The sequence below is a fragment of the Brevundimonas sp. genome, assembly GCF_031412435.1.
Taxonomy (GTDB): Bacteria; Pseudomonadota; Alphaproteobacteria; order Caulobacterales; family Caulobacteraceae; genus Brevundimonas.
The window spans coordinates 1-12,564 of record NZ_JANODA010000062.1; the positions used below are offsets into that span (position 1 = coordinate 1).

Consider the following 12,564-nt stretch of genomic DNA (forward strand, 5'->3'; position numbering starts at 1 on the left):
CCCTGCATCTGGAAAATATATTGCTGCGCCATGAGGTGCGGTGCGCCCTGTCGTCAAAATCGAATGGGGAGGTAGGCGCGGGATGTAGCGACCGCCGCGCCGAAGGGCAAACCCTAGGGGCCCGGCGAGGCGGTTTGAAGGCGGCGACCGATCAGCGCTTCGCGGGCAGAATCTCCAGCAGGGCCCGGGTGAACCCAGCGGGGGCGACCGTCAGGTGGTCCTCGTCCGCCAGCACGGTCGATCGGACGCTCAGGCCCGGATAGTCATGGGACCTCAGCACCTGTTCCATTGTCTGCACATCGGCGACCATGTCGGGACCGCTGGTGTTGCGAGCTCCCGGGCCAGGGACCTCGTGGGCGCCGATGTACATGAAGACCTCGGCCGGCAGGTCGTCATGGCTGCGGGCATAGGCCGCCTCCATCGTCATGATGTGACGCCTGTCGAACCAGAAGGACGGGCTGCCCAGAATATATCCGCGGAACAGGGTTGGGTCGGTGAACAGGATCTGGGCGCCCAGCAGGCCGCCGTAGGAGTGGCCCAGCAGAACGCGACGGGCGGGATCGGCGCGGAAGCGACCCTCTATGAAGGGGATGGCCCGGGTCTTGAGATAGGTCTGATAGGCCGGACCTTCGCCATGCAGGGTGGTGCTGGCGCGCCGGGGGCCGTTCGGCGTCGGGGTGTAGTCGCGGTTGCGGCTCACCGTTCCGGTGTCGCCCCGCGAGTAGGACAGGCCGACGAGGATGAATTCCTCGATCACGGGACCGTCCAGATTCACCCGCCGGGCGATCTGGCGAATGATGGGGAAGGCGTAGTCGGCGTCGGTGACGTAGAGCACCGGATAGCGGCGCTGGGGACTGGCCTCGTAGCTGGCGGGCAGGCTGACGAAGACCTCATAGTCGCGGCCGGAGACCGGGTCAGGCACGGTCCAGACCTGGGTGCCCGTCAGGACGTAGGGGGCGCCCTCGGTCCGGGCGTCTGGAGTTGGCGACGACTGAGCATCCGCCTGCTCCGAGCAGGCCGCGGCGACCATCGCTCCGAGCATAGCCATCACCAGTCCGAACGCCTTCATACCCGACTCCCCCGAAGCTTTACCGGGGGAGCCTAGGCTTGAATGTGGCGGCGAGGGGGCGCGCGGCCCCCTCGCTCCCGATCAGGCGCCGATGCCGCCGTCGACCAGAATGCTGGTCCCGGTGATGTAGCTTGCGCCCGGCCCGGCCAGGAAGGCGACCGCCGAGGCGATCTCATGCGGCTGGCCGTAGCGCCCCAGTGAGATGCCTGCCAGCATGCTGGGGGCGTTGGGGCCGTCGGCCGGGTTCATGTCGGTGTCGGTGGCGCCCGGCTTGACCAGATTGACCGTGATCCCGCGCGAACCGACCTCACGGGAAAGGCCGAGGGTGAAGGCCTCCAGCGCCGACTTCGTGGCGGAATAGACGGTCACGCCGGCGAAAGGCACCCGGTCGGCGAGGACGCTGCTGATCGAGATGATGCGGCCCCCTTCGCCCAGATGCGGCAGGGCCGCCTGGGTGGTCAGCAAGACGCCGCGGATGTTGACGTTCAGCAGGGCGTCGATCTCCTCCAGCGACTGGTCGGCGAACAGGCGTTCGCCCGCGATCCCGGCGTTGTTTACAACGATGTCCAGTCCGCCCAGTCCGGCGACGGCGTCCGTCACGGCCTTCGTCGGCCCTTCGGTCGAGCCCGCATCGGCCTGGATGGCCACGGCCTTGCGGCCCAGCGCGCGGATCTCGGCGGCGAGCGCCTCGGCCTTTTCGGCGGACTTCTCGTAGGTGATGGCGACGTCGGCGCCGTCGGCGGCCAGTTGGCGGGCGATGGCCGCGCCGATGCCGCGCGCGGCGCCGGTGACGAGGGCGCGTTTGCCCGAAAGGGGGAGGGAGGAGGCGGTCATTTCGATGATCCTTGTTGCGTTCGGCCATTCTGTATCGATTGGCACAGAACGAGCTGGGAGGCTTGTCCCCGAAGCGCAAGGGATTATGTATCGATCTGCAAAAAATGAGGTCCGAATGTCGCCGTCCCCCGATCCGGCGTCCCCGCCGGTTCGGGGCCGTCCCCGCAGCTTCGATCGTGATCAGGCGCTCGACGCCGCCATGCGCGTCTTCTGGGCCAAGGGGTTCGCGGGCGCGTCGATTGCCGACCTGACCGCCGCCATGGGCATCGCTTCGCCCAGCCTCTACGCCGCCTTCGGCTCGAAAGAGGCCCTCTACGCCGAGGCCGTGCAGCACTATGAGGACCTGTTCGGCGAGGCCTTCTGGGGCACGCTGGCGGGACCGGGCCGCGCGCGGGACCAGATCGAGGCCGTGCTGCGAATGTCGGTTTCGGCCTTCACCTCGGGCGAGAACCCGGCAGGCTGTATGGTCGTGTTGGGTTGCAGCCAGACCCATGACCTGTCGCCCGAGCTCGCGGCCTCGCTCCGCTCGAGACAGGCAGGCAGCGTCGACGCCATGGAGGCGCGCATCCGGCGGGCGATGGCCGAAGGCGAACTTCCGGCGATTACAGACGCCCGCGCGATCGCCCAGTTCTATGCCGCCGTTCACCGGGGCCTGACCGTCACCGTAAGGTCAGGAGCGGACGCCGATGTCCTGAACTCGGTAGTCAGTTCAGCAATGGCGGCGTGGGAGCCGCTGACTCGCGACTAGGCGCTCACCAACGGAAGGCGAGCCGTCCGATCAGCGCGCCTCCGGCCACGGCGACGGCCATTCCGATCGTGTACCAGACCGCCACGAAGGCGGCCGCGTGCTCGGGGCAGTGCAGGCCGTAGAGGGTCGTGGCCAGGCCTCCTGTCAGGAGGCCCGCAGCGGCGCCCGCCAGCATAGGCCGGGTCGGGGCGAACGCCCGGGCGGCCCAGAAGACGAAGGGCGCCGCCAGCAGGCTGAGCAGGGCGATATTGGGCGCGCAGACCTGGGCGCTGTCACCCATGACCGCAGGCATCCGCTCGGGCATGGGCATGACGGCCAGTTCATAGAGGGCCATGCCTATGACCAGGATCAGGATGGTCGCCAGAAGCATCAACGGCGCGCGCGGAGACGCTCCGGGGCGACCCAGGCGGTCCAGAAGCCAGAACCCGCCGACCGACATGGCGATCGTATAGGCCGCCTTGGCCCAGAAGACCGGCCCCCGCATCGCCGCCATGAGGTCCTCGCGATAGCCCAGCCACAGGCCTACGGTGATCAGGACGACGAGGGCGGCCGGGATCATCCACAGCATCAGGCGCCGATCAAGGTGACCCGCCGGTGCCAGATCGGCGGACAGGACGTCGATCAGGTCATCAGTCTTCATCGCGCACGCCTTCCCGATCGGTGACGGGAGCGAATTTCGCCGACAGCGCCTTCAGGCTGCGGTGGATGCTGACCTTGGCGGCGGTCTCGGTATAGCCGTGGCGCTGCGCGGCCTCCGCGACGGACAGTCCCCGCAACCGGACATCCTCGATCAGCCTCCGCTGGCGCATGGGCAGCAACGACAGGCATCGGCCGAGGTCCGCCCGTGTCGCGCCGTCCTCTACGGTGTGTTCGGCGAACAGGTCGGAGGCCTCCTCGATCGGGTGGGTGGGGCGACGGCCCTGACGACGCAGATGATCGATGAGCTTGTGCCGCGCGATCGCATAGGCCCAGGCGGTGAAAGACTGGTTCGCATCCCAGGTGGCGCGTTTGGCGTGAATGGCGATCAGGGTTTCCTGCACGAGATCCTCGGCGTCGACGCCGCCGTCGAACAGGCGCCGGATGAAAAAGGGACGGAGATGCGCGCCCAGTTCGGACAGCAGCACGCGCCAGGCCGGCGCGTCGCCCTCCAGGCCACGGAGCATCAAGGCTCGAAAATGGGCTTCACGATCTGTCACGCGTCTGCCCGTGTTACGTCGACCCGGACGGAACGGTTACACGTCGTCGACGTCCCGGAGTGAAAATATTCGCCCGGTCTTTTGTGTAACGCCGGCGTCGCTGGTTGCGAACTCCTGGGCATCCGGTCGCTGTGGCCGGTCCAACTCAGGAGACGACCATGAACCGCACTCATCTCGCGATCGCCGCCGCCACCGCCGCCGCCCTCACGGCCGGCGCAGGTCTGGCCCAGGCCGCCGGTCAGGACCGTTCCACCCATGGCAATCAGGCCGGCATGGAGAAATGCTACGGCGTCGCCCTGGCCGGCAAGAACGATTGCGCCGCCGGCCCCGGCACGACCTGCGCGGGGACGTCTGTTCGCGACTATCAGGGCAACGCCTGGAAGAACGTCCCGGCCGGCACCTGCACTTCGATCCGGACGCCGCGCGGAAACGGTTCGCTGACCGCGATCGCCAACCGCTGATCCGGCCCCGATGAACGACAGATCGACCGCCGGGCCGTCCCCCCAAGGGCCCACCGCCGGCCTGGGTCTCAAGGCCCGGCATTATGAGCAGGCGCTGGCCTGCCCGGCGGCCGGTCTGTGGTTCGAGGTCCATCCCGAGAACTATATGGTGGACGGCGGACCGCGCCTGGCCTGGCTGGACGCCGTGCGCCGCGACAAGCCCTTGTCCCTGCACGGGGTCGGCCTGTCGCTGGCGGCGGACCAGCCTCCCGACCCCGACCATCTCGGCCGGCTGAAGGTCCTGGCCGACCGCTACGAGCCCTTCGTGATGTCGGAGCATCTGGCCTGGTCGGTGCGGGGCGACACCTACCATCCGGACCTGCTGCCCTTTCCGCGCACACGGCGTCTGCTGGACCGGGTCTGCGAAAACGTCTCGGCCGCGCAGGACGCCCTGGGCCGCCCGCTGCTGATCGAGAACCCCTCCCTCTATCTGGACCTCAGAGGCCACGAGATGAGCGAACCCGAGTTCCTGTCCGACATGGTCGCCCGCACCGGATGCGGCCTGCTGCTGGACATCAACAATGTCTTCGTCAGCGCCAGCAATCTGAAGCAGAGCGCCGTCGCCTACCTCGACGCCCTGCCGGCGGCCGCGATCGGCGAGATCCATCTGGCCGGCCATGCGCCCGACGACCTGTGGGGCGAGGATCTTCTGATCGACACCCATGGCGCGCCGGTCTCGGCCGCGGTCTGGGCCCTGTACGAACGGACCGTCGCCCGCATCGGCCCGCGTCTGACCCTGATCGAGCGCGACGAGAACCTGCCGGACTTCGAGGTGCTGATGGCTGAGCGCGACATCGCCGACGCGATTCTGCGCCAATGCCCGGAGGCGCGCCGTGCGTGAGCCCTTCATGGACGCGTTCGAGGCGGCGCTGGGCGGGAGTCCCACGGCGCTCGATCCGTGGCTGGCGGCCGGCGAGCGACCGCAGGCGGGTCTGTGGGTCTATCGCAACACGACGGCCAAGGCCCGCGCCGACGCCCTCGCCGCGCTGTATCCCACGGTCGAGCGCCTGGTCGGACAAGACTGGTTCCGCGACGCCGCCCTTATCTTCGGCGGGAATCAGCCGCCCGCATCGCCGGTCATGGACGCGTTCGGAGCGGGGTTCCCCGACTGGCTGGAGCGGTTCCCGCCTGCGGCCACGCTGAGATACCTGGCGCCCGTCGCCCGCCTCGATGCGGCCTGGAGCCAGGCGCATCGCGCCATCGACGCCCCGGTGGTCCTGGCGGCCGACGTCACCGGCCTGCCGTCCGCCCGGCTGTTCGGCGCGACTGCGCGACTGCATCCATCCGCGCATCTGTTCTGGTTCGACTGGAGCGTGCCGTCGATCTGGCTGGCCAACCGCCCGGACGCCGAACCCGGTCAGACCGTCACCTGGGAGGAGACGCCCGAGGGCCTGATCATCCTGCGCCCTCGTATGGACGTGGTCTCGCGTCGTCTCACGCCTGCCGAACGGGCCTTCCTGGACGCCTGCGACCGCGGGCGGTCGCTGGGACAGGCCGCATCCGCCGCCTTCCTGGTCGACCCCGCCACCGTCCTGCCCACCCTGTTCGCCGGCCTTTTGGGCGCCGGCGTCTTCACCGCAATCGATATGGAGCCGAGCCTTTGACCGACATAACCATGCCCCGCCGCTTACGCCTCCAGCCCGTCGTGGACTGGATCGAGCGGCTCCTGCCCGTCGATGCCCTCAGCGTGGTCGTCCGGATCGCCATCGCGGCGGTCTTCTTCCTGTCCGGCCGGACCAAGGTCGAGGGCCTGCTGACGATCACCGACAGCACCTACTACCTGTTCGCCGAGGAATACCGGGTCCCCCTGATCCCCAGCGATATCGCGGCCCATCTGGCGACCTATGCCGAACACCTGTTCCCGATCCTGATCGTGCTGGGTTTGATGACCCGCCTTTCGGCCCTGGCCCTGCTGGGCATGACGCTGGTGATCGAGGTGTTCGTCTATCCTCTGGGCTGGCCCACCCATCTGCTGTGGGCCGCTTTGCTGCTGTACCTGATCCGCTTCGGGGCCGGCCGGTTCAGTCTGGACGCGCTGCTGAAGCTGCCCTGATCGTCAGGCGTAGTTGAAGCTGATCGAGATGCGGTCGGCCTTTGCCGCGTTCATCGGCACTTCGTGGCGCAACCAGCTTTCCCACATCAGCACCGTGCCGGCCTTTGGAGCGAGGTAGACGAAGGGCTGCTCCGCCTCTGACGCGTCCGGATCAACCGAAGGACGCGCCATCATCATCGGCAGGCGGGGATCTTCGAGCTTCAGGGCGGAGGCGCCGTCCGGAACGTCAACATAGACGGTGCCTGACAGGAAGGCGTGCGGGTGGATGTGGCCGGAGTGGGCGCCGCCGGGCTTGAGGATATTGACCCACATCGTGTCCAGACGCGGCTTCCGGGCCAGGTCGAAGTTCAGGGCGCGGGCATAGGCCAGGGCGTGGCGGTCCAGATGCTTCTTGAGCTCAGCGAATTCCGGCAACCGGTGGGGCAGGTCGTTCAGCGAGCCGTAGGAGGTGTAGCCGCGATAGCCGTGTGACTTGCACCAGGCGCGACCGGCGCCGTCCTCGACCGCCAGCATGCGGCAGGCGTCGGCGAGTTCGGCGTTGAACCCGTCGAAGCCGGGCATGATGGCGAGCGAGGCCTCATAGACCTGGGTGACGAAGAGGGGGCGCAGGGACATGGGGCAGGGCTCTAGCGCGCCGGGGCCGTCACGTCGCGCGCGATCTGGCCGTCCCGGATCACCAGCCGGACGGCGCGGACGGCGGAAATGTCCGTCGTCGGGTCGCCCTCGACGGCCACGAGGTCGGCCAGCAGACCCGCCCGGACGGCGCCGCGGTCGGTCAGGTCGAAGATGGCGGCGTTGCCCGAGGTGGCGGCGATCAGAACCTCTGCGGCAGGCATGCCCTGATCGGTCATCAGCTCCATCTCCAGCGCATTGTTCCCGTGCGCATAGACGCCGACGTCGCCGCCCATGCAGATCTCGACCCCGGCCGCGCGGGCGGCGGCGAAGGCGGCGCGCTTGGTCAGGACGTTCTGCGGCGCGGGCTCCGACCCGTCCCAGCCGCGATAGCGGGTAATCTGGTCGGTCGCGGCGAGGGTGGGACACAGGGCCACGCCATGTTCGGCCATCAGGCGGAAGATCTCCGGCGTGCCCGCATCGCCATGCTCCAGCGTATCTGCGCCGGCGAGGATCGCGCGGCGCATCCCCTCGACCGTGCCGGCGTGGACGGCGACCTGCCGCCCGGCGGAATGGGCAGCCTCGATGGCCTCGGTCAGTTCGGCCTGGGAGAAGGTCGGCCGGCTCGGTTCGCCGGGGCCCCAGCGGTAGTCGGCATAGAGTTTCACCAGATCGGCGCCCGCCCCGATCTGGCTGCGCACCACGCGAACCAGATCATCGCCGTCGGCCTCCTCGGCGCCCAGCGGAACCTCGACGCCGGGTTCGAACCCCTTGGGGCCGTAGGCTCCGGTGGCCACGATGGCGCGGCTGGCGATCAGCATGCGCGGGCCGGGAACGATGCCCTCGTTGATCGCGCGGCGCAGGCCGGCGTCGGCGTACCCGGCCCCCTCTGTGCCGAGATCGCGCACGGTGGTGAAGCCGGCCATCAGGGTGGCGCGGGCGTGGTTGACGGCGCGGGCGGTGCGCAGGGCCAGGGGCTCATGCAGCACCTGATCGTCCCAGCTCGTCTCGTTGTAGGGATGCAGGAACAGGTGCGAATGCCCCTCGATCAGGCCGGGCATCAGGGTCTGGCCGGGAAGGTCGATGACGCGGGCGTCCGCAGGGGCCTGAATATCGGGACCGGCCGCCTCGATCCGATTGCCGCGCACCAGCACCGACCAGCCCGTGTGCGGCCTGGGATCGACGCCGTCGAAGACCCGGTCGGGGCGGAGCAGCAAGGCCTCCTGGGCCTGGACGGGCAGGGCGAACAACAGGGCGGCGAGGATGAGGATCAGGCGCATGCCGGACCTTCCTGCTTTCATTCGCCTCCGGCAACCCGCCCTGCGTCCGCAACTGACGCGGTCGCATGTCAGGGTGACGGCGCTCTCGGAAAGGACATCACATGCGGGAGGGACCTGGACTCCTCTGGACAGGCTGGACTCTGGGTCCAATCAAATCCCTCAAACTCTCAAGCGATTAGACTCCCTGGACTCACCAGTCCAGCGCCGCCTCGCCCCTCAGGATCGCTTCGGCCTCCGGCGCATGCTTCGCTCCCGACCGGTCATGCAGCACCAGCGCCGGCAACAGCCGGAGGGGAGCCTTCCCCGATCGGATGGCATGAACCAGCACCCGCTTGGCCGCTTGATCGGCGTAGGGCTGCACCGGCCGGATCGCGAACGACCCGCACCGCTCGCCCAGCAGCGCCAGCAGGTCCGCCAGCCGATCCGCCCGGTGGATGACCACGATCCGTCCCCCGTCGCGCACCCCGTCGGACAGGAACCGGGTCCAGGCGGCAAGACCGTCGTCGGCGATCCACGCCCCGCGCTTGGTCGGCGCCGGCGCCCGCAACGCCGTCTCGTCGTCGAAGAAAGGCGGATTCGAGATCGCCCAGTCGAAGCGCGGTCGATCCAGCGCGGCGAATCCTTCGGCGATGTCGGCGTTGATCGCCTCCATCCGGCCCGAAAGCCCGTTCAGCGCCGCATTCTCGACCGCCAGTCCGGCGGCAACCGCATCACGCTCCACGCCCGTCAGTGAAACGCCCGGGCGCCGCGCCGCGATCTGCGTCAACACCCCGCCCACGCCGCACCCCGCCTCCAGCACCCGATCGCCCGACTTTGCCGGCACGGCGGCGGCCAGCAGGGCGGCGTCCATGCCTGCGCGATAGCCGTGGGCAGGCTGAATCAACCGGACCCTTCCATTCAGGAGGGAATTCGCGACGGGAGACAGCGAGGATGCGACGGTCACGCGGCTTGACCCTTCATGGCGCGGTCACCATTGTCCGCCCGAGCGCGACGCCGCAAGCCGCCGCGACGCCTGTGCGATGCGATCTCCCCCGCGCATCGTGATTTTTGAGAGAGTTTTCCGTTGGATGCCGTCACTCTGACCGCTCCCCGCGCCAAGGCCCCCCGGGCTCAGGGCGACGTGGAGGCCCTGGTCGCGCTGGCCAGGGTCGATATGGCTGCAGTCGATGCCCTGATTATCGACCGCATGCAGTCCCCCGTGCCGGTCATTCCCCTGTTGGCCGAGCATATCATCGCGGCCGGCGGCAAGCGGCTGCGTCCGCTGCTGACCATCGCCGCCGCCCGCGCCGCCACGGCCGCCTTTGCCGATGTCGATCTGGCTAATCCGGTAAAGCTGGCGGCCTCGGTCGAGTTCATCCACACCGCCACCCTGCTGCACGACGATGTCGTCGACGGGTCGGAGCGGCGTCGCGGCAAGGTCGCAGCCCATCTGATCTGGGGTTCGGCCACCAGCGTCCTCGTCGGGGACTTCCTGTTCGCCCGCGCCTTCGAACTGATGGTCGAGACGGGGCAGCTCCGCGCGCTCGGCATCCTGGCCCAGGCCTCCAGCGTGATCGCCCAGGGCGAGGTGCTGCAACTGACCCGCGCCCACGACCTGAACCTGGATCAGGAAACTTATCTGCGGATCATCTCGGCCAAGACCGCCGAACTGTTCGCCGCCGCCGCCGAGGCCGGCGCCGTGGGCATCGGCGCGGACGAGAAGACGACCTCGGCCGTGCGCTCGTTCGGCCTGAACCTTGGTCTGGCCTTCCAGCTGGCCGATGACGCGCTCGACTACGGGGGTTCGTCCGAGGCGCTCGGCAAGAACACCGGCGACGACTTCCGCGAACGCAAGCTGACCCTGCCGGTGATCAAGGCGGTCCAGCGCGCCACCCCGGCCGAGCGTGCTTTCTGGCAGCGGGTGATCGAAAAAGGTGACCAGCGCGACGGCGACCTCGAAGAGGCGATCGCCATCCTTGCGCGCCACGGTGCGGTCGAAGCGGCGCGCGCGGAATCGCTGAGATGGGCCGGTCAGGCCAAACGGGCGCTGGACAACTTGCCCGTGCATCCGTTGCGTGCAATGCTATTTGAGCTTGTGGATTTCGTCATAGACCGGGTTTTGTGAACGGATTCAACGTCAGCCGAACGCGAAATGACCGAATTGGCATCACCTTTTGGTCAAAGTCTGTCTATACGAATTGGGATAGAGAACGGAGGAAGGCAGATTTGCTTCGTGCGCTTGAATGGCACGAACAGGGTCTTCATATGTAGGCTCTGCGCATCGGTATGGGTGCGCCGGGCGGTGAAAGACGGCCGAAGCAACCTGCGGGTCCGGTGTCGTCGGTACGAGATGTGGCTCCGCTGTATGATGCGGGGGGGAAGAGGGGCGGAATGCGGTTCTTCGATTGGCTTCTGCGCCGCAAGCCAAGGGGTCGTCGCTACGGAACGAAGCCGCGCGGCTCCGAGACCGAGCAGATCAAGGCAACCAAGGCCGCCATCAGCTCGGTCGCTGTCGGCGACGGGCCGGCCGCCGGCCGGTTCCCCAAGCTTTCCGACAGCGCCCCTGAGGTTCTGACCCAGACAGCGAACAGCGCCACCGTGGCCAAGGACGGCCCGCAGCCGACGCTCAACATCTGGGACATGGAGGATAGCCCCGCCGCTCCGATGCCCGCGCCCGCGCCGATGGCCCGGGACATGGACGGACCGCGCCGCCGCCCGTCAAGGACCAAGACGCGCGTGCTGGGCTTCGAGCCGCAGCCTGCTGCGGTGGTGCCGCTTTTCGACGATGGCCGGATGTACGTTTTCGGCGATTCGGGCAGCAAGGCGGGCGTGGTGCAGTTCCCGACCGGCTGGCTGATCATCACCGAAGGTCCGGGCCGGGGGGCGGCCTTTGCGGTATCGCAGGGTGTATCGCAGATTGGCCGCGGGTCTGACCAGACGGTTGCGCTGGATTTCGGGGACATGGCGATTTCGCGGCAGAACCATGCGGCGATCGCCTATGACGCGGGGTCGCATCAGTTTCACATCGGGCATGGCGGCAAGTCGAACCTGGTTCGGCTGAACGGCAAGCCGCTCTTGTCGACCGAAACGGTGGGCGACGGCGACGAGATCCAGATCGGCGAGACGACGCTTCTGTTGAAGGTGCTGTGCACGCCTGCGTTCAACTGGTCGGTCTCGGAAGCCGGGGAGGATGGCCATGATGTGGCGATCGCGTGAGCCGCGCTATGACGTGGCCTCTGGGATAAGCCAGGGCGCGCGGGACTATCAGGAGGACGCGATCACCGCCGATTTCCCGGTGGGGGCCGAGGCGGGGTTCGTGGTCCTGGCCGACGGGATGGGCGGGCATGCGGCGGGGGACGTGGCCAGCAAGATCGTGCTGACCGAGGTCTACTCCGAGCTGAAGTTCCACTTCGCGGACGTGGAGGCCTTCGAGACCCGGGCGCCCGAGATCCTGCGCAACGTGGCGAACCTTGCGAACGAGACCCTGCGCCAGCACACGCGGACCCACCCCGAGACGGACGGGATGGGGGCGACGCTGGTGGTGCCGGCGCTGGTGGAGAACCGGCTGTGGTGGATTTCGGTCGGGGACAGCCCGCTGTTTCTGTACCGGGCGGGCCGCCTGAGCCAGCTGAACGAAGACCATTCGATGGCGCCGCAGATCGACTACATGGTGAAGTCGGGGCTGATGGATGCCGAGGTGGGGGCGAACCATCCGGACCGCAACTGCCTGATCTCGGTGCTGATGGGCACGCGGATCCCGAAGGTGGATTGCCCGGTGCAGCCGGTCGAGCTGCGGGCGGGCGACATCGTGGTCTGCGCTTCGGACGGGCTGCAGTTCCTGACCAACGCGCAGATCGAGCGGCTGGTGGGCCGGTACAGCCGCAAGCGGTCGACCGAGATCGCCGAACGGCTGCTGGAAGAGCTGGTCCGGCTGGACGATCCCGATCAGGACAACATCAGCTTCACCATCATCAAGGTCAACGACGCCAGCGCCCGCCCCCGCGAACAACGCCCCCCGCGCCCGTCCATGGCCGTCACACGCCCAAAACGGCTGACAACCGTCGTCGCGGATCCCGGCCTTGTGCCGCTCAACACGCCGGCTCCGGTCCCGCTGGGCGCGCCACCTGCGCTGGTTCCGGTGGCCACGCTGCCCAAGCCCAGGGCCGAGCCTCCGCGCAGCGCCCCGATCGAGATCGAAGCCGAAGTGCCGCAAATCACCCGCCCTGCGGCCGAAGTCCGACCTGCCGTTGCCATCGTGAAAGAGGCCGCGCCCGCGCCGGGCAGCTCTGTCGA

The 12,564-nt window shown here is 68.3% G+C and carries 15 protein-coding genes; 8 read left to right on the forward strand and 7 right to left on the reverse strand.

What is annotated here, in order from left to right:
- Positions 1-151: 151 nt before the first annotated feature.
- Positions 152-1,069: an alpha/beta hydrolase-fold protein gene (locus RMO01_RS12025; protein WP_309629298.1), complete on the reverse strand. Its 918-nt coding sequence runs from the start codon at positions 1,067-1,069 to the stop codon at positions 152-154.
- Positions 1,070-1,150: 81 nt separating this feature from the next.
- Complete coding sequence (locus RMO01_RS12030) at positions 1,151-1,903, reverse strand: SDR family oxidoreductase (protein ID WP_309629299.1); 753 nt, start codon at positions 1,901-1,903, stop codon at positions 1,151-1,153.
- Between the two features lie 115 nt (positions 1,904-2,018).
- On the opposite strand from RMO01_RS12030, the gene RMO01_RS12035 reads away from it, so the two are divergent.
- On the forward strand, positions 2,019-2,651 hold the full coding sequence (locus RMO01_RS12035) for a TetR/AcrR family transcriptional regulator (RefSeq protein WP_309629300.1): 633 nt from the start codon (positions 2,019-2,021) through the stop codon (positions 2,649-2,651).
- A gap of 4 nt (positions 2,652-2,655) precedes the next feature.
- On the opposite strand, the gene RMO01_RS12040 is transcribed toward RMO01_RS12035, so the two are convergent.
- Positions 2,656-3,291 (reverse strand): DUF1109 domain-containing protein, encoded by a 636-nt coding sequence (locus RMO01_RS12040; protein WP_309629301.1) that lies wholly within the window; start codon positions 3,289-3,291, stop codon positions 2,656-2,658.
- Entirely contained in the window at positions 3,281-3,814 is a 534-nt protein-coding gene (locus RMO01_RS12045; protein ID WP_409013076.1) for a sigma-70 family RNA polymerase sigma factor, read from the reverse strand. The genes RMO01_RS12040 and RMO01_RS12045 overlap by 11 nt, the downstream gene beginning before the upstream one ends.
- Before the next feature lie 191 nt (positions 3,815-4,005).
- Between RMO01_RS12045 and RMO01_RS12050 the strand changes: the two genes are divergently transcribed.
- Genes RMO01_RS12050 through RMO01_RS12065 form a run of 4 tightly spaced genes read left to right on the forward strand, consistent with a single transcriptional unit; the run spans position 4,006 to position 6,400 of the window.
- Complete coding sequence (locus RMO01_RS12050) at positions 4,006-4,308, forward strand: DUF2282 domain-containing protein (RefSeq protein WP_309629303.1); 303 nt, start codon at positions 4,006-4,008, stop codon at positions 4,306-4,308.
- 10 nt (positions 4,309-4,318) lie between these two features.
- Positions 4,319-5,188 (forward strand): DUF692 domain-containing protein, encoded by an 870-nt coding sequence (locus RMO01_RS12055; protein WP_309629304.1) that lies wholly within the window; start codon positions 4,319-4,321, stop codon positions 5,186-5,188.
- Positions 5,181-5,951, forward strand: coding sequence for a putative DNA-binding domain-containing protein (locus tag RMO01_RS12060; RefSeq protein WP_309629305.1), 771 nt, complete (start codon positions 5,181-5,183; stop codon positions 5,949-5,951). The genes RMO01_RS12055 and RMO01_RS12060 overlap by 8 nt, the downstream gene beginning before the upstream one ends.
- Before the next feature lie 11 nt (positions 5,952-5,962).
- On the forward strand, positions 5,963-6,400 hold the full coding sequence (locus tag RMO01_RS12065; RefSeq protein ID WP_309629306.1) for a DoxX family protein: 438 nt from the start codon (positions 5,963-5,965) through the stop codon (positions 6,398-6,400).
- Positions 6,401-6,403: 3 nt separating this feature from the next.
- Here the strand turns inward: RMO01_RS12065 and RMO01_RS12070 are convergent, their stop codons facing one another.
- The 3 genes from RMO01_RS12070 to RMO01_RS12080 all read right to left on the reverse strand — a co-directional run bounded on the left by RMO01_RS12070 (position 6,404) and on the right by RMO01_RS12080 (position 9,142).
- The gene (locus tag RMO01_RS12070) at positions 6,404-7,015 is read right to left on the reverse strand and encodes a TIGR02466 family protein (RefSeq protein ID WP_309629307.1); all 612 of its coding nucleotides are present in this window, start codon (positions 7,013-7,015) and stop codon (positions 6,404-6,406) included.
- An 11-nt stretch (positions 7,016-7,026) separates the two neighbouring features.
- Complete coding sequence (locus RMO01_RS12075) at positions 7,027-8,292, reverse strand: amidohydrolase family protein (protein WP_309629308.1); 1,266 nt, start codon at positions 8,290-8,292, stop codon at positions 7,027-7,029.
- 190 nt (positions 8,293-8,482) lie between these two features.
- Positions 8,483-9,142 (reverse strand): methyltransferase, encoded by a 660-nt coding sequence (locus RMO01_RS12080; RefSeq protein WP_309629311.1) that lies wholly within the window; start codon positions 9,140-9,142, stop codon positions 8,483-8,485.
- 270 nt (positions 9,143-9,412) lie between these two features.
- Here RMO01_RS12080 and RMO01_RS12085 point away from each other — a divergent pair, with 270 nt between their 5' ends.
- The 3 genes from RMO01_RS12085 to RMO01_RS12095 form a co-directional block, all read left to right on the forward strand.
- Positions 9,413-10,396 carry a polyprenyl synthetase family protein gene (locus tag RMO01_RS12085; RefSeq protein ID WP_309629312.1) on the forward strand — a complete coding sequence of 328 codons (984 nt, stop codon included), beginning with the start codon at positions 9,413-9,415 and terminating at the stop codon, positions 10,394-10,396.
- Between the two features lie 161 nt (positions 10,397-10,557).
- Positions 10,558-11,487 (forward strand): FHA domain-containing protein, encoded by a 930-nt coding sequence (locus RMO01_RS12090; protein WP_309629309.1) that lies wholly within the window; start codon positions 10,558-10,560, stop codon positions 11,485-11,487.
- Positions 11,468-12,564: protein phosphatase 2C domain-containing protein (locus RMO01_RS12095; RefSeq protein ID WP_309629310.1), on the forward strand; the 1,097-nt coding region annotated here is incomplete at its 3' end. The genes RMO01_RS12090 and RMO01_RS12095, both read left to right, overlap by 20 nt.